The organism is Pseudomonas sp. Mn2068 (assembly GCF_049319725.1).
Taxonomy (GTDB): Bacteria; Pseudomonadota; Gammaproteobacteria; order Pseudomonadales; family Pseudomonadaceae; genus Aquipseudomonas; species Aquipseudomonas gingeri.
In genome coordinates this window covers 1-16,591 of record NZ_JBMOUG010000019.1, presented here as the reverse complement: position 1 = coordinate 16,591, position 16,591 = coordinate 1, and the positions used below count along the sequence as shown (strand labels likewise).

Genomic DNA, 16,591 nt, shown 5'->3' with positions numbered 1-16,591 from the left:
CTTGGCGCCGCACGTTACAGGATTAAGGACAATTCATGCGTATCGGTCTTCTGTCATCCCTGGCGCTGGGCGTCGCCTTCTCCTCCATGGCCCAGGCCAGTTCCGATAATTTCTGCTACCCGCGCTGGTCGATGGTCCAGTACGACCTCGACCGTTGCAGCAACCTGGCCTTCCTCAATCCGAGCAACGACAGCCGGGTCAACCTGCGCCTGTTGCTGGCCGACCAGGGCAGCGTGGCGCTGACGCCCAACGAACTGAGCGAGGACGACCTCGCCGAAGGCTACGGCCCGGTGCCGTTCCCCAATACGCGCCTGGACCCGGCCAACTCGCCGGATGTCACCGACGAGCCGGACGACTCCACCACCGCCAGCCTGGAAGAAACCCTGGAGAAGCTCGGGATCAAGCGTGAAAGCGAGACACCCGCCGGCGACGCCTTCCTCTCGGGCGAAGGCAGCCGCTGCCGCAGCAACTCGGACGACAGCGCCAGCGCCTTTATAAACGCCCTGGTCGGCACTGGCGAACTGTCCGCCGCCGAGCGCCAGGCCCTGACCAACTCGCGGGTGCAGATGCTCGCGGCCTGCACCTGGGACCCGGCGCAGCAGGCGGCGCTGGTGCCCGGCAACCTCGCGTCCGCCCCGGCCCAGGCGTTTGCCGCCTACCTGCGCGCCGCCAGCGACTTCTACAGCGGGCGTTTCAGCGAGGCGGCCGGCGGGTTCGCCACCTTGAGCCAGAGCAGCCAGACGTGGCTGAAGGAAACCGCGCTGTACATGCAGGCGCGCACCGCCCTGAACATTGCCCAGCAGAACACCTTCGATGCCGACGGCATGCCCACCGAGGGCGAGGCCGACCCGGCGCAGTTGAAACAGGCCGAAGACGGTTTCAACGCCTACCTGAAAACCTACCCGCAGGGCCCGTATGCGGTTTCCGCCCGCGGCCTGCTGCGCCGGGTCTACTGGCTGGCGGGCGATTCCGACAAGCAGGCGGCCGAATACCTCTGGCAACTGAGCCAGCCCGAAGATGCGTTGCGCAATGTCTCCTCGGATGACCTGGTGCAGGAAATCGACAACAAGCTGCTGTTCGGTACCGGCAAGGTCAACCAGCCGCTGTTCCAGGCGGTCAACGACTTGCTGGGCATGCGTCCGCCGAATGACGACAACCGCTCGCCACGGCTGACCCTGGAGACCTTGCAGGCGCAGAAAGCGACTTTCGCCGCGCAACCGGCGCTGCATGACTACCTGCTGGCGGCGTTCCACCTGTATGTGGAAAAGAACCCGGAACTGGCACTCAAGAACCTGCCCACCGAGATCCCGGCGAAGCTCGACTATGTCGCCTTCAGCCAACAGGCACTGCGTGGCCTGGCCCTGGAAGCCCGGCAGGACTGGAACGGCGCCGAGGCGCTGTGGTTGCAGCTGCTGGCGCAGGTGAGGCAGCCGCTGCAACGGGAAACCCTCGAGCTGGCCCTGGCCAACAACTACGAGCGCAGCCAGCGGGTGGCCAAGGTCTTCGCCGCCGATTCGCCGATCAAGACGCCCCAGGTCCGCGCCATCCTCCTGCGCCATATCGCCGATGCCGGGCTGCTGCGCCAGCAGGTCAACCAGGGCGCGGATGCCACCGAGCGTGACACGGCCCTGTTCGTGCTGCTCTACAAGGACCTGCGCCTGGGCCATTACCCGGACTTCGCCGAAGACCTCAAGCAACTGCCCGCCGAACCGGCCGACAGCCGCCTGGGCACCAGCATCGGCTACACCTACAGCGGCGGGCAGTCGCTGCGGCTGTTCCGCTGGACGGGCGCCAAGGCCGAATCGGGCTACGCGTGCCCGGCCATCGGCGAAACCGTCGCGACCCTGCAAGCCGACCAGAACGCCCCGGCGGCGCTGAACTGCCTGGGTGAATTCATCCTGCGCAACAGCCTCGACGGCATGCCGCTGGACAGCCAGCGCAACAAGGACGAGCTGGGCGGCACTCCGTCGCTGTTCAAGGGCCCGCTGTACTCGCGCCTCGACGGCTACCAGAGTGTGATCGCCAACCCCAAGGCGTCCCATGCGGACAAGGGCTACGCGCTGTTCCGGGCGATCAACTGCTACGCCCCGGCCGGCTACAACAGTTGCGGTGGGAAGGAAGTCGAGCCGGCGCAACGCAAGGCCTGGTTCAAGCAATTGAAGAGCGGCTTCGCCGACACCCAGTGGGGCAAGTCGGCGCAGTATTACTGGTAAGCCGCGATGAGCCGCTGGCGCTGGCTGTTGCTGGCCGGCTGGCTGGGCGCCGGCAGTGGGCTGGCGGCGGTCGATGCGCGGGACCATGACGCCTTCTGGCTGTGGAGCGGCGTCGCCCCGCAGCCGGTGCTGGCCCAGGCCCGTAGCCTGTATATCCTGCAGGGACAGATCAGCCAGTCACGCCGCGCCCCACAGCGCGGGGTCAGCTTCATCGCCCAGGGCATCGCGATCCCGCGCCTGACCCGGGGCGAAGTCTGGGTGGTCTACCGTGCTCACACCCTGCGCTGGCCGGAGCCGGTCTATCGCCAGTTGCTCGGCCAGGTGAAACGCTGGCAGCAGGCGGGCAATCCGGTGGTGGGCATCCAGATCGACTTCGACGCCCGCACCCGTTATCTCGACGAATACACCGCCTTCCTGCGCGACCTGCGCCAGCGCCTGCCGCCGGAGCTGCGCCTGAGCATCACCGGACTGATGGACTGGAGCAGCAACGCCGATCCGGCGGCCATCGCCCAGCTCAAGGGCGTGGTGGATGAAGTGGTGGTGCAGACCTATCAGGGTCGCCACAGCATTCCCGACTACGCCGCCTACCTGCCCCGGATGAACCGGTTGGGGCTGCCGTTCAAGATCGGCCTGATCCAGGGCGGCGAGTGGCAGGAGCCAGGCTACCTGAAGGGCAGCGAGTGGTTTCGCGGGTATGTGGTGTTTTTGCAGAATCGCTGAGGCAGGCGGCGCCTGGGCCTGCGCCTTCGCGGGCAAGCCCGCTCCCACAAGACCATGCCAACCACTGTGGGAGCGGGCTTGCCCGCGAAAGCGTCAGCCCGAACAACACCGCTTACCGCTGCATGCCCCAGCGTTTCACCGTCACCCGCTCCAGGGTGTCGAACACCAGGTTCTCCACCAGCAGGCCGATCAGGATCACCACGGCCAGGCCGGCGAAGACCTTGTCGGTATACAGCTCGTTGCGGTTCTGGAAGATGTACCAGCCCAGTCCGCCCTTGCCGCTGGTGGCGCCGAACACCAGTTCCGCCGCGATCAGGGTGCGCCAGGCGAATGCCCAGCCGATCTTCAGCCCGGCGAGAATCGACGGCAGCGCCGCGGGAATAAGGATGAACAGCACGAAGCGCAACCCCTTCAGGCCGTAGTTGCGGCCCGCCATGCGCAGGGTTTCCGAGACGCCGAGAAAGCCGGCATAGGTGTTCAGCGCCAATGCCCACAGCACCGAGTGCACCAGCACGAAGATCAGGCTGTTCTGCCCCAGCCCGAACCACAACAACGCCAGCGGCAGCAGGGCAATCGCCGGCAGCGGGTTGAACATCGAGGTCAGGGTGCTGAGCAGGTCACGGCCGAACTGGGTCGATACCGCCAGGGTGGTCAAGGCGAATGCCAGGACAATCCCCAGCACATAGCCCTTGAGCAGCACCACCAGGGAGATCCCGACCTTGCCCAGCAGCTCGCCGCTGAGCAGGCCGTCGTACAATGCACTGGCCGTCTGCAGGAAGCTCGGCAGCAGCAGGTCGTTGTTCTGATAACGCGCCACGACTTCCCAGAGAATCGCCAGCAGGATCAGGATCAGGCTCTTGCGCAACCAGCCCTGTTGCCACAGCCGTTGCGCCAGCGGTAATTCGCGCTCCAGCGGGACGGCGAGCAGCGGCTCCAGGGTCACTTCGTATTCTTTACGCACAGGGGATGAAAGGCTCATCGGGCATTGCTCCAGCCGCTCAATAGGCGATGCGGATATCGGCGAAATCCAGTTCGGTTTCAGCCTGCGGGGTTTCGTCGAACAGCAGCCGGTGGATCCGTCGTGCCGACGCCTGGAACGCGGCGCCACCGAGGCTGTGCAAGTCGTACTGATGGCTGTGGATTTCCGCCCGCACCCGCCCCGGATGGGGCGACAGCAGGAGGATGCGGTTGCCCACCACCAGCGCTTCTTCGATCGAGTGGGTGACGAACAGCAACGTGAAACGCACCTCCTCCCAGAGCTGCAACAGTTCTTCCTGCATCTTGCGTCGGGTCAGGGCATCGAGGGCGGCGAAGGGTTCATCCATCAGCAGGACCTTGGGCTGCATCGCCAGGGCCCGGGCAATCGCCACCCGGGCTTTCATGCCACCGGACAAGGTGTGCGGGTAGGCATCGGCAAAGGCGGCCAGGCCGACCTTGTCCAGGTAATGCAACGCCCGCTCTTCGGCTTCCCGGCGCTTGAGGGTGCCGGACGCCAGCAGCGGAAACATGACGTTCTGCTTCACGGTTTTCCAGGGCGGCAACTGGTCGAATTCCTGGAACACCACGATCCGGTCCGGACCCGGCTCATTGACTACCTGGCCCTGCAGGCGGATCTCGCCTTCGCAGGGACGGATAAACCCGGCCACGGCCTTGAGCAGGGTCGACTTGCCACAACCGGAAGGCCCGAGCAGGACAAAACGGTCCTCGCGGTCGACCTCGAAACTGACCTGGTGCGTCGCCCGCACCACTCGCGCCGGGGTGCGGTATTCCAGGCTGACCTGGTCGACCGCCAGCAACGCTGAAGCGGCGACGGTCGGATTGCTGGCCGTGTGGCCTTGCAAGGGGGCATTCATGTCGATCAACTCCCCTGCAGCAGCTTGGCGTCCTCGAAGAAGTAGTCCTTCCACGATTCCGGCTTGTGCTTGATGGCGCCCACACGGTAGAGGAACTCAGCCAGCGGGTAGGTGTTCTTCGGCGTCACGCTGAATTCGAACTGCGGATTGTCGATGATTTTCAGCAGGGCCGCGCGGTCGATCTTGGCCTTGGTCACCCGTAGATAGGTGTCCGCCGCCGCGCCTTTGTCCTTCTGCGCGAAGTCGGCCGCTTCGGCTAAGGCGTCGACGAAGGCCTTGTAGGTTTTCGGGTTGTCGTTGCGGAATTTCTCGGTGGCGAACAGCACGGTCGGCGAGTTCGGCCCGAGCAGGTCGTAGCTGTTGAGCACCACGTGGACGTTGGGGTTTTCCAGCGCCTGTTCCTGGAACGGCGGATTGGAGAAGTGCCCGGTCAGCTCGGTGCCGCCGGCGATCAACGCCGCCGTGGCATCCGGATGGGGGACGGCGACGGTGTACTTGTCCAGGCGATTGAACTCCTTGTCGCCCCACTGCCTGGCCGCCGCGTATTGCAGGAAGCGCGACTGCACGGACACCCCCACCGCCGGCAAGGCGATGCGGTCCTGGTCGGTGAAGTCGGCAATGGTCTTGACCTTCGGATTGTTGCTCACCAGGTAGTACGGGAAGTTGCCCAGGGAAGCCACGGCCTTGACGTTCTGCTTGCCGTAGGTGCGGTCCCAGATGGTCAGCAGCGGTCCGACGCCGGCACCGGCGATATCCACCGAGCCGGATAGCAGGGCGTCATTGATCGCGGCGCCACCGGACAGCTGGGTCCAGTCGACCTTGATATCGATGCCTTCGGCCTGGCCGTATTTCTCGATCAGGTGCTGGTCGCGCACCACGTTGAGCAGCAGGTAGACAATGCCGAACTGTTCGGCGACGCGGATCTGGCCTTCCGCCTGGGCGGTGGCCGGTGCCAACAGGCTGCCGGCCAACAGGCTCAAGCCCAGGCCGATGGACGTGGTGAGGCGGCCGAGTTTCGGCAATAGCGCAAAGGGTGCAGGCATGGGGATGCTCCTTGAAGCGATCAGGTCAGAACGGGGCATCGCCCTGGATGGTGGTGCGGTAGAGCTTGCGCCGCAGGTGGCTCGGGCAACCGACGGCCAGGTGCACCAGCGAACGGTTGTCCCAGAACACCAGGTCGTGGGGCTGCCATTGATGGCGGTAGACGTTTTCCGGGCGCACGCTGTGGGCGTACAGCTCGCTCAACAACTGGCGGCTTTCGTCTTCCGGCAGGCCGACGATCCGGGTGGTGAAACCCTCGCTGACGAACAGTGCCTTGCGCCCGGTTTCCGGGTGGGTGCGGACGATGGGGTGCACCACTTCGGCGACCTGGGCCAGTTGTTCCGGGGTGAGGGTCGGCCGCCAGTTGCCTTCGAATTTGCTTTCGCTGTAGCGGGCCGTATACGAGTGCGCTGCCGAACGGCCTTCAACCGCCTGGCGCAGGGCCTCGGGCAGGGTGTCCCAGGCCTTGTGCTGGTCGGCGAACAGGGTGTCGCCGCCTTCGGCCGGCAACTCCTGGGCGTGCAGCATCGAGCCCAGGCTCGGCAGTTCCTTATAGGAAAGGTCCGAGTGCCAGAACTTTCCGGCGTCGCCCAGGCCGATATTCTGACCGTTCTCGATGATGTTGGAGACGATCAGGATTTCCGGGTGGCCGGCCAGGAGAAATTGTTTAAGAACGTGAATCTGCAACACGCCGAAACGACGACTGAAGGCGATCTGTTGCTCGGGACTGATGCGCTGGTCGCGAAAGACCACCACGTGATAGTCCAGGTGCGCGCGATGGATGCGGGCGAAATCCTCTTCATTGACCGGCTGGCGCAAGTCCAGGCCGACGATTTCGGCACCGACCGCGCCGACGAAGGGACGAATCTCGAAGGATTGGGACGCCACCACGGACGCCGGGGAAACCGCTGAAGCCGAAGACATACATTCACTCCCACGCAGAGCACGCTTTCAGTGCGCGCCTCGATCAGAAACTCACGGTGGTCCCGTGTTCGTTCAGTTCGTGCGGCGCACCGATTGGTCGGTGGGTACGCAGGAGGACGACCATATAGTCATAAGAAAAATAATTTAAATACTATTTCGGAATATGTATAGGACGGACAAGAGGACAACGGCATCACCGGCCCCCGCCGTTTCAGATCCGTGTGCAAAACCACCCCATCGATGACAAGTAATACGTACTCACAAAAATGACCGCCCCCTACGTTCATTTAGGAAACGATTGATGGTTAAGCGGGGGGCCCTGGAAGAAAATGGCACCTTGCGATCACCGCAGTTGAGCAGGCTCGATCTCGATCATGAGCACGGGCCGGTTTGACAAGCACCCGGGCAGCTCCTAGCGTGCCATTGGATCCAATTTGAATTCTGTTCTCGAGCAGCAGGTAGTTTCAGCGTGGCAGAAAAACCGAACCCTTTGAGCAGCATCCTCGTCAACGGTCCGATTCCCGCCCACCTCGCGCGGGCGGTAATCGAGGAATCCTTGCGTGGCGCCATTCTGGATGGGCGACTGCCTTGCGGCATGGCGGTGCGCCAACAGGAGTTGGCAACGCTGTTCGGCGTCAGTCGCATGCCGGTCCGCGAGGCCTTGCGTCAACTCGAGTCGCAGGGGCTGCTGCACGTCGTCCAGCACAAGGGCGCCGTGGTCGCGCCGCTGATCGACGATACCTCGACCGAAAACTACAACCTGCGCATCCTGCTGGAATCGGAAGCCCTGCGCCTGTCGGTGCCCCTGCTCACCGAGGACGACTTCGCCGAAAGCGCTGCCTATATCGACCAGCTGGAAACGGAGACCGACTACACCCAGGTCGGCCGGCTCAACCGTCTGTTCCACATGAGCCTCTACCGCAAGGCACCCAACCACAAACTGCTGGCCCTGATCGACCAGGGCCTGGTGGGGGAGGAACGCTTCCTGCGTTTCAACCTCTCGGCCATGGGCCTGGGCAAACTGTCCCAGGACGATCACCGGGAGCTGCTCCAGGCCGCCCGTGACGGCCAGGTCGATGTGTGCGTGGAGCACTTGCGCCACCACTTGCAACGCGGTATCGAGGTCATCCAGCGCTACCTGGGCAAGTCTTGAACAACCCGTCGACACACGCCATGCCCGCGTCTTGAGCACAACGCCCCCGTAGCCCGCTGCTGAACGTAGCCGTACCGCCTTGGCTCAGGGCGGGATAACCGAGCCTGTTCGAAGCGTCGGACGCGCTTCACATCCCCTGGCGATAGTCGAGCCGTGCATTTGGGCACACTCTGGTCAATCCAGGCAGCACGAGCGGAACGCGGCGCAACTCGCGCGTGAGGCCCGGACAAGAGACAGATCTGAAGGAGAGCTTTGCCACAGGCCTGGGGCCGGAAGAACCGTGCCTCGACCTCGTCTATCAAACAACCGGCCATCCCGTTCAAGAGTGCTCGAGTGAGGCATTCACTCAATACCCTTATTCTGCTCATTATCGAGCGGAAGAGCCGCTCTCATCCAAATAAAACAACTTCAAATTGTTTTATCGGCATTGTTCAACCCTGGTAAAAAGGAAGTTTTTATTATTTTAAAAACAACTTGATCGGCATTTGTTTTCTGTACTAGTTTTGAATAACCGCGAGAATGCGCCCGCCGGCGATGGCCCACAGTGTGGAGACGCCGCCCCGGCAGAGCCAGACAGAACACGCTGACATAACCAGCAGACACGATGACAATGGCAGGCATGCCGTTGGTTCAAGCTCTTGAGTTTGCGAACTCCTGATCAAGGACTTCGCTCGTCCGTCATTTATCGACGGCCACGACACAACATGACAAACAACCGCGAGGCGGTGTTTGCCGTTACTCCATTTACCAACCGAAAAGGTGGCTAATGAATACTTGTAAAGAATATCTGGAACACCGAAAAACCCAACTGAGCGAACATTCTGTTTTCCGCGAAATACATTCACTGCCATTACTCAGGCGCTTTATGGAAGTGCATGTCTTCGCGGTATGGGACTTCATGTCGCTGACCAAGCGCTTGCAACAGGAACTGACCAGCGTCGATCTGCCCTGGCTGCCCCCCAGGGACCCACGGGCAGCCCGAATGATCAACGAGATCGTGCTCGGCGAGGAGTCGGACACGCGCCACGGAGAAGGCCATTGCAGCCATTTCGAGCTGTATCTGGAGGCCATGCGCGAGATCGGTGCCGATACGCGGGTCATCGAAGGTTTTATCCAGCGGCTGCGCGAGGGTGTCGCCGTCGACGATGCCCTGCAACAGGCCGGTGTCGACCCGGGCGCCGCCCGCTTTGTCCGGCAGACCCTCGATATCGCCTTGAACGCGGCGCCGCATTGCGTTGCCGCGGTCTTCCTGCATGGCCGGGAAAGCCTGGTCCCGGGGATGTTCCAGCGGCTGCTCGAACAGTGGGGCATCGACCGCACCCAGGTGCCGACCCTGCACTACTACCTGCACCGGCATATCGAGGTGGATGCCGGCGACCACGGCCCGGCTGCCGCGCGCCTGCTGGAGCGCCTGGTGGATGCTGATCCGCAACGCGAGCACGAAGCCTGTGCCGCCGCCCTGCTGGCCGTGGAAAGCCGCCTCGCGCTCTGGGACGACGTCCGACAGAAACTGCGCACCGCAACTCGCGGGGTCGCCGTATGAACGCCGGCGACTACAGCTCCTGCGCCGAGGCCTGGGAAAGCCGCGCGAGCATCCGTACCCGTCCGCGGCGCCTGCTGGAGAACGATGATCGGCTGATCTATCCCCTCAGCCGCCAGCCGCTCGTCAACACGGCGGCGTTTCTTGCCGGGTGCCCCGGGCAGCGCGACTTCGTACTGATCCAGAGCCTGTACAAGTTCATCAACGATGTGGTGATTTTCGAGACCGAGATCGTCGACCGCACCGCCCGCCGCATCGCCAAGGACCGCTTTGCGATCCGCTTTCCGTTCGCCTGTCGCTATGACGCCATGACCGTGGTGGTGGACGAGGACTATCACGCCCTGGCGGCCATGGACTTCCTGCAGCAGACCATCGCCCTGACCGGCGTCGAGCCGATTGCCCTGCCCGACGAGATCGAGTTGAGCCGCGCCATACCGGCGGCCCTGGGCATGGCGCCGGAACACCTGCAGGGCGCTGTCGAGCTGATCTGCGTGGCGATCGCGGAAAACACCGTGACCAACGATGTCGCGGCCTTTGCCAAGGACGACACGGTCAAGGCCTCGGTCAAGGGGCTGATGGCCGACCACCTGCTCGACGAAGGCCGGCACGCCGTGTTCTGGACGCGCCTGGTGCGGCTCTACTGGCAGGACGCAAGCGAGGCCGATCACGAATTGATCGCCGGGATCCTGCCGGTGTTCATCGTTCATTACCTGACCAACGACCTCCAGAAGACCTTCGATTTCACCGTGATCGAGCACCTGCCGGTCGACGAGCCGGTCCGCCAGGCGCTCAGGCGCGAAGCCCTGGGCCTGGCCTATCCGATCAACCGCCACCATCCGCTGGTCCTCAATATCGTGCGGTTCCTGCGCAACAGCTCGCTGCTGGATTCGCCCGCCGTCCGCGACGCCCTGGGCGACTACCTGCTCTAGCCAAGGAGATCATCATGAGACGTCTCGAGATTCTGCTCGTCGGAAGCAGCCAGGTGCTCGATGAGCTGATGCAGGAGCTGGAGCAGCAGGGTCATCCTGTCCGGCGTCTGGATAACCCCCAGGCCGTCGCCGCGGGCCTGCCGCCGGCAACGGACCTGCTGATCGAGGATGGCAGCCTGGCGCTGCCCGCCCATATCGACGGTGCCGTCCGCCTGGGCTTGCGCCTGGAGTACGGCCCGTTGACCAGCGCCGGCCTGCCGGCACTGGCCCTGCGCTGCTGGCAGGACGGCCGCCTGATCGAGCGCCAAGCGGTCGACCAGGATGGTTCCGGCAACGGCCAGGCGCTGCGACTGGCGGCGAGCGAGGCCTTGCTGGAGTTGTGCACGCTGCTGGTCAGCCGCTTTGCCCGCGACAGCGACTGCTTCCTCGACATCCCGCCCGTGGCGGCCTTGCCATGCGACGCGCAACATCCCCTGTCGATGTTGGAGTCGCTGGCCTTCGAACATCGCTTCAACCACACCGCCCGCCCCGATCTGCTGGCCCTGGCGACGGTGCCGGTGCTCCGCCGTATCGAAGACAGCCTGCGCCGGTTCGCCGCGCGCCCGGCCCTGACCTTCAATGGCGACTCAGCAAATTATCGCCAGTTGCACGCCCACGGCCTGGCCATCCAGGAGTGCCTGCTGACGGCGCTCGCCGGGCGGGATACTCGCAACGAGGCGCCGGTGGTCGGTGTCTGCCTGGACAAGACCGCAGCCCTGTACGCGGCGCTCCTGGCCATCCTCGGCTGCGGTGCGATCTATCTGCCGCTGGACCCGGCTCATCCAGTCCAGCGCCAGCAATCCATCCTGGAGGACGCCGGGGCGGTCCTGCTGCTGCACGCGGGGCGCCATCCCCTCGACGATCACCTGCCCTCCCTGGATATCAGCGCGGTGCAGATCGACCACGCGGCCCCGGACGGCTCATCCCTGTTGCGCCAGGCATCGACCCCTGACGCGCCCTGCATCGCGCTCTACACCTCGGGCACCAGCGGCCAGCCCAAGGGGGTGCTGCTCAGCCAGGCCAATCTGGCACATTTCACCGCCTGGTACGCCGAGCAGGTGCAGCTCAGCGAACACAGCCGGGTCCTGCAGTTCTCGGCCCTGAGCTTCGACGCCTCGCTGATCGATATCTTCCCCAGCCTGGTCCAGGGCGCCGAACTGGTGGTCGCCAGCGACGACCAGCGACGTGATCCCTTGCAACTGGCCGCGCTGATCCGCCGACAGCGCATCAGCCATGCCTTCCTGCCGCCCATGCTGCTCGGCATCCTGCCCCTCGATCCGCCGCTGGGGCTGAGCCATGTGACGACCGGCGGCGATGTCTGCGAACCCTGGGTCATCGAACAGCTCACGCGCCAGACCCGTTTCTACAACCTCTACGGACCTACCGAGGCGACGGTGCTGGTCACCGCTCGGCAGTTCCACGCGGGAACCGGCAATCGCAACCTGGGACGGCCGATCGCCAACAGCCGGGTGTTCATTCTCGACGAGCACGGGCGGCCGGTAGTCGAACAGACGGTCGGCGAGCTCTATATCGCCGGGCCGGGGGTGACCCTGGGCTACCTGAACAATCCGGGGAAGAGCGCCGAATGTTATGTATCCCTGGATATAGGCGGCGGCTCGATACGACGGGTCTATCGCACCGGTGATCTGGCGAAGTGGACCGACGAGGGCATAACGCTCTGCGGCCGTCGCGACCATCAGGTGAAGATTCGCGGCTTCCGCGTCGAGCCCGAGGAAATCGAGCATTGCCTGCGCAACAGCCGGTTGTATCGCCAGGTGGCCGTGGTCATCGACAGCCGCCGCCGGATACTGGCGTACCTGGCACAGCCGGTCACGCCCGGCCGCGGCCGCGAGGCCTTGCGGCAACACGTCGAGCACTGCCTGCCGGACTACATGCACCCGGCCGTCTATGTCGAGCTGGCCGGGCTGCCGTCCGCCGGCAACGGCAAGGTCGACCGCCGGGCGCTGCTGGAGCTGCCCGTGCACCTGCCCGGCGCGCCTCACCTGCGCTTGCCCGACAATGCCGATGAAGCCTGGTTGCGCGGACTCTGGGCGCAGTTGCTGGAACTGCCGGTCGACGAGATTTCCACCGACGAGAGCTTTTTCAACCTGGGCGGTCATTCGATCCTGCTGTCGAAGCTGCTGCTGGGAATTCGCGAACACTACGGACATGGCATCTCCATCAACCGCTTTATCGAGGAGCCGACACTGTGTCGGCTGGCGATACTGGTCAGGGGCGAGTCGACCCGGGAGGCGGTGAGCCCGCGGGTATTCATCGACGCCGTGCGCGAACCGGATTTCCAGGCGCTTGCGGCGGTACACGCGGGCGACCCTGGCAAGGTGGTGCTGACTGGCGCCAACAGCTTTGTCGGCGTGCATATCGTCGAAGCCCTGCTGGCCGACGGCGTGAGCGAGATCGCCTGCCTGGTGCGCGACAGCACGGCGGCCCCGGCGGCCGAGCGTTTCGCCCAGGCGTTGCGCGACAACCGCCTGGAGCATCTGGACCTGAGTCGCGTGCGGGTCTATCCGGCTGATATCCGCCTTCCCCGCCTGGGGCTGACAGAGCAGGTGCATGAGCGGATCGACCGCGAGTTCGGCGTGCTGATCCACAACGCCGCCCACGTCAATCATGTGCTCGACTACGAAGCCCTGGCCGCCGACAACGTCGATCCGCTGTTCGAGTGCCTGCGGCTGTGCGAGGGCCGCAGCAAGAAGGTCTTCAATTTCATCTCCAGCCTGTCGGCCTGCAGCCGTATCGCCGAGGACGGGCGGGTGCTGGAGCAGCCGCCGGCAGACACGCCGCCGATCTACATCCGCAACGGCTACAACCTGTCCAAGTGGGTCGGCGAACGGATTCTGCAACGGGCGCGCGAACAGGGCGTCTGGGTCAATCTCTACCGCCCCGGGAACATCGCCTTCAACAGCCGCAACGGCGTCTGCCAGCCACACCGCAACCGCCTGCTGCTGATGCTCAAGGGTTCGCTGCAACTGGGTCAGGTGCCCGCCCTGGCGCTGAATTTCGACCTGATGCCGGTGGACTTCCTCGCCCGCTTCATCGCCTCGCAAAGCCGGCGCGTGCCCGACAATCCTGGCGTATTCAACCTGCATAACCCGCAGCCGCTGAGCTGGAACGACTACGTCGCGGCGTTTCGCGAAGCCGGCCATGCCTTCCAGTTGGTCAGCGTCGCCGACTGGCAGCGCCAGTTGCAACGGGTCGACCGTCATAACGCGTTGTTCGAGGTGCTGGGTTTCTATCTCAACGGTTTCGAAGAGGACATCGGCGATATCTCGGCCATCGAGCATGACCATGCCGCAGCCGGCATCCGGCGCATGGGCGAAGCCTATCCGTGCAAGTCCCCGGCGTTGCTGCGCAAGGGCTGCGACTACCTCCGGCAGATCCGGTTCATCTGATTCCCCACAACCACCTGGAGCACTCCATGAATACCCTGCAACCCGATACCCTGATCCGCAACCCGCAAGGCCAGCCCGTGGTGTCCTCGGTCGAGATTCCCCGCGACGCCGCCAGCGCCTGGACCGTGGTCGGCGATTTTGCCGGCTTTGCGGCCTTCGTTCCGGCGCTCGCGCATATCGAGATGATCGGCGAGGGCACCGGCGCGCTGCGCAAGAAGCTGTTCAAGGACGGCCACGTGGTGGTCGAACAACTCAACAGCCACGACCCGACGGCGATGTGCATGACCTGGACCACGCTCTACAACACCCTCGGTGTCGACCAGCTCTGGGCGGCGATGCGGGTCGAGGCTCTGGCGGCGGACCGCTGTCGCGCGACCTGGACCATCATCGCCGAACCGCTGGGTGACGATCCCGAGGACCTGCCGGGCTTTCGTCATTTCATCCAGGCGTTCGCCGATGAGGCGATGGGGAATGTGCGCAGCCTGTTGGCCTGAGACATTCCGATTGAATTCAGGGTTATCACAAGCTTCGCAGGCACAGGCGCTGCCGAGACCAGGCAGGTCCCAGGCAGCGCCTTGCAGTGACATCAGATCCTGAAGCTGTCCACCAGTTGCTTCAAACGGCTGGCCTGCTGTGACAGGGCATCGCAATCCTTCAACGTTTCGTTGAGGTTGGCGACGCCCTGCTGGTTCAGCAGGTTGATCTGATTGATGTCGACATTGAGGGTTTCCACCACCGCCGTCTGCTCTTCGGTCGCCGCCGCCACCGACTGGTTCATGCCGTCGATCTCGCCGATCCGCTGGGTCACGCTGATCAGTCGGGCACCGGCCTGGTTGGCGACTTCGACGCTCTCTTCGCTGGAAACCTGGCTGGCATTCATGGTCGTCACCGCTTCACGGGAACCGACCTGCAGCGAGGTGATCATCTTGTGGATCTCTTCCGCCGACTCCTGGGTACGGTGGGCCAGATTGCGTACCTCGTCCGCCACCACGGCAAAACCGCGGCCCGCTTCGCCTGCCCGCGCCGCCTCGATGGCAGCGTTGAGCGCCAGGAGGTTGGTCTGCTGGGAGATGCCCTTGATCACATCGAGAATGTGCCCGATGTTGTCGGTGCTGGCGTTCAGGGTCTCGATCTGGGTGCAGGACAGGCTGATCTTCTGCGACAGCTCGGTCATCGCCAGGATGGTTCGTTCCACCACCTGGCGACCGTCATCGGCCTGCTCGCTGGCGCCACTGGCGTGTTGCGAGGCATCGGCGGCATTGCGGGCGATTTCCTGGGTGGCCGCGCCCAACTGGTTGATCGCCGCCGCGACGCTGTTGGTCCGCGCGCTTTGCTCATCGGAACCGATGATCGAGGCGTTGGAAGAACTCATCACCCGCTGGGAGAGGTCGTGCACCTGGCGGGTGGCCGAGGACACCTCGGAGATCGACGCATGAATCCGCTCGACGAACTGGTTGAAGGAGCTGGCCAGTTCACCGAACTCGTCCTTGTTCTCGATGGTCAGGCGCCGGGTCAGGTCGCCCTCGCCCTGGGCGATGTCCTGCATGGCGCGGCCCATGGTGGTCAGGGGACGCATCAGTACCTGGATCAACAGGGTCAGCAGCACCGCGATGGCGGCCACCGCGATAAACATCGCGATCAGCGCCGAAGTGCGGAATTTGCTCAGGGGGGCATAGGCCTTGTTCTTGTCGATGGACAGGCCGATGTACCAGTCCGCCGAGGGCAAGCCCACCACCGGCGTGAAGGACAGGATTCGCTGCTGGTTGTTCAGGGTGACTTCCTGGATACCCTTGGTGATGCGTACCGCCGAGCCCGGGTAGATGTCCTTGAGGTTTCTCATCACCTGGTCCTTGTCCGGGCTGACGATCACCTGGCCGTCACCGCTGACGAGGAACGCCTGGCCGATGCCACCGAAGTCCACCGAGTTGATGATCCTCACCAGGGTTTCCAGGCTCAGGTCGCCACCGACCACGCCGAGCAGTTGCCCGCCGCTTTTCACCGGCATGGCGATGGTCACCACCAGTCCACCGACCGAGGCCATGTACGGCGGGGTGAGCATGGTCTTGTCGGCTGCCACGGCGGATTTGTACCAGGGGCGCTGACGCGGGTCATAGCCGTCCGGCATCTTCGCGTCGGGGCGCTGGGTGAAGGTGCCGTCCGTCTGGCCGACATAGGTGAACTGGAAGTTGGAGGTGAATGCCGGCTGGTCGACCAGGCCGGGATAGTCCGCTTTGCTGCCTTGGTGCGCGACGTCCTGCGCGAGGTTTTCCAGGACCAGGATCCGCCCGCTCAGCCAGTTCTGCACACTGCTGGCGGTCAGCTCACCGGCCTGCTGGACCGACGATTCGAGGTTCTGCCGGATAGTGCTGCGCTGTAGGTAATCGTTGTACAGCGTGAACAGCGCGAAGGCGAGAACCACGACACCGGAAGCGGCCAAAAGGATTTTATGGCTGAATTTAAGGTTCATTTCATAGACTTCTTATGCCGAAGGTGGGGATGCGTGCAAAAGGGACATTCCTTGTACGGCGTAGGCAGCGTTCTATGACTGCTCCACTTTGGTGCACGCATTGCTCACCATGCTGTCGGCACCATGGAGCGAAAACTTAACTCATTTCGGCAAGCGGATGATGGCTTTTTGCTCGCCCCAAACAAAAACCCCCGTCTGCGTTAGCAGACGGGGGTTTCGGAATTCAATCTTGACGATGACCTACTCTCACATGGGGAAACCCCACACTACCATCGGCGATGCATCGTTTCACTGCTGAGTTC

13 protein-coding genes and 1 rRNA gene are annotated in these 16,591 nt (G+C 63.9%); 7 read left to right on the top strand and 7 right to left on the bottom strand.

From position 1 onward, the window contains the following. Window positions 1-35 precede the first annotated feature (35 nt). Complete coding sequence (locus tag ACL9RJ_RS29435) at window positions 36-2,213, top strand: outer membrane assembly lipoprotein YfiO (protein ID WP_422765908.1); 2,178 nt, start codon at window positions 36-38, stop codon at window positions 2,211-2,213. Window positions 2,214-2,219: 6 nt separating this feature from the next. After that, entirely contained in the window at window positions 2,220-2,933 is a 714-nt protein-coding gene (locus ACL9RJ_RS29430) for a DUF3142 domain-containing protein (RefSeq protein ID WP_177083793.1), read from the top strand. Window positions 2,934-3,045: 112 nt separating this feature from the next. Here ACL9RJ_RS29430 and ACL9RJ_RS29425 read toward each other — a convergent pair whose 3' ends face one another. The 4 genes from ACL9RJ_RS29425 to ACL9RJ_RS29410 are packed head-to-tail and all read right to left on the bottom strand — an operon-like array spanning window position 3,046 to window position 6,751. Then, entirely contained in the window at window positions 3,046-3,912 is an 867-nt protein-coding gene (locus tag ACL9RJ_RS29425) for an ABC transporter permease (RefSeq protein ID WP_177083795.1), read from the bottom strand. Between the two features lie 19 nt (window positions 3,913-3,931). Continuing rightward, window positions 3,932-4,786, bottom strand: a complete 855-nt coding sequence (locus ACL9RJ_RS29420; protein ID WP_177083797.1) for an ABC transporter ATP-binding protein — start codon at window positions 4,784-4,786, stop codon at window positions 3,932-3,934. Window positions 4,787-4,791: 5 nt separating this feature from the next. Continuing rightward, the gene (locus ACL9RJ_RS29415; protein ID WP_177083799.1) at window positions 4,792-5,829 is read right to left on the bottom strand and encodes an ABC transporter substrate-binding protein; all 1,038 of its coding nucleotides are present in this window, start codon (window positions 5,827-5,829) and stop codon (window positions 4,792-4,794) included. A gap of 25 nt (window positions 5,830-5,854) precedes the next feature. Beyond that, window positions 5,855-6,751, bottom strand: coding sequence for a TauD/TfdA dioxygenase family protein (locus ACL9RJ_RS29410; protein ID WP_178991138.1), 897 nt, complete (start codon window positions 6,749-6,751; stop codon window positions 5,855-5,857). Between the two features lie 469 nt (window positions 6,752-7,220). Here ACL9RJ_RS29410 and ACL9RJ_RS29405 point away from each other — a divergent pair, with 469 nt between their 5' ends. After that, entirely contained in the window at window positions 7,221-7,904 is a 684-nt protein-coding gene (locus ACL9RJ_RS29405; RefSeq protein WP_178991136.1) for a GntR family transcriptional regulator, read from the top strand. A 408-nt stretch (window positions 7,905-8,312) separates the two neighbouring features. Here ACL9RJ_RS29405 and ACL9RJ_RS29400 read toward each other — a convergent pair whose 3' ends face one another. Next, the gene (locus ACL9RJ_RS29400; protein WP_146049261.1) at window positions 8,313-8,525 is read right to left on the bottom strand and encodes a hypothetical protein; all 213 of its coding nucleotides are present in this window, start codon (window positions 8,523-8,525) and stop codon (window positions 8,313-8,315) included. Between the two features lie 145 nt (window positions 8,526-8,670). On the opposite strand from ACL9RJ_RS29400, the gene ACL9RJ_RS29395 reads away from it, so the two are divergent. Genes ACL9RJ_RS29395 through ACL9RJ_RS29380 form a run of 4 tightly spaced genes read left to right on the top strand, consistent with a single transcriptional unit; the run spans window position 8,671 to window position 14,316 of the window. Then, a complete protein-coding gene (locus ACL9RJ_RS29395; RefSeq protein ID WP_177083801.1) occupies window positions 8,671-9,447 on the top strand; it encodes a DUF3050 domain-containing protein in 777 nt (258 codons plus the stop codon). Continuing rightward, a complete protein-coding gene (locus ACL9RJ_RS29390; RefSeq protein ID WP_177083803.1) occupies window positions 9,444-10,373 on the top strand; it encodes a diiron oxygenase in 930 nt (309 codons plus the stop codon). Before ACL9RJ_RS29395 ends, ACL9RJ_RS29390 begins: the two co-directional genes overlap by 4 nt. Before the next feature lie 14 nt (window positions 10,374-10,387). Continuing rightward, entirely contained in the window at window positions 10,388-13,822 is a 3,435-nt protein-coding gene (locus ACL9RJ_RS29385; protein WP_422765907.1) for an amino acid adenylation domain-containing protein, read from the top strand. Window positions 13,823-13,848: 26 nt separating this feature from the next. Then, a complete protein-coding gene (locus ACL9RJ_RS29380) occupies window positions 13,849-14,316 on the top strand; it encodes an SRPBCC family protein (RefSeq protein ID WP_177119675.1) in 468 nt (155 codons plus the stop codon). 92 nt (window positions 14,317-14,408) lie between these two features. On the opposite strand, the gene ACL9RJ_RS29375 is transcribed toward ACL9RJ_RS29380, so the two are convergent. Continuing rightward, window positions 14,409-16,289, bottom strand: a complete 1,881-nt coding sequence (locus tag ACL9RJ_RS29375; protein WP_177083809.1) for a methyl-accepting chemotaxis protein — start codon at window positions 16,287-16,289, stop codon at window positions 14,409-14,411. 227 nt (window positions 16,290-16,516) lie between these two features. Then, window positions 16,517-16,591, bottom strand: a 5S ribosomal RNA gene (gene rrf, locus ACL9RJ_RS29370); the annotation flags it as partial.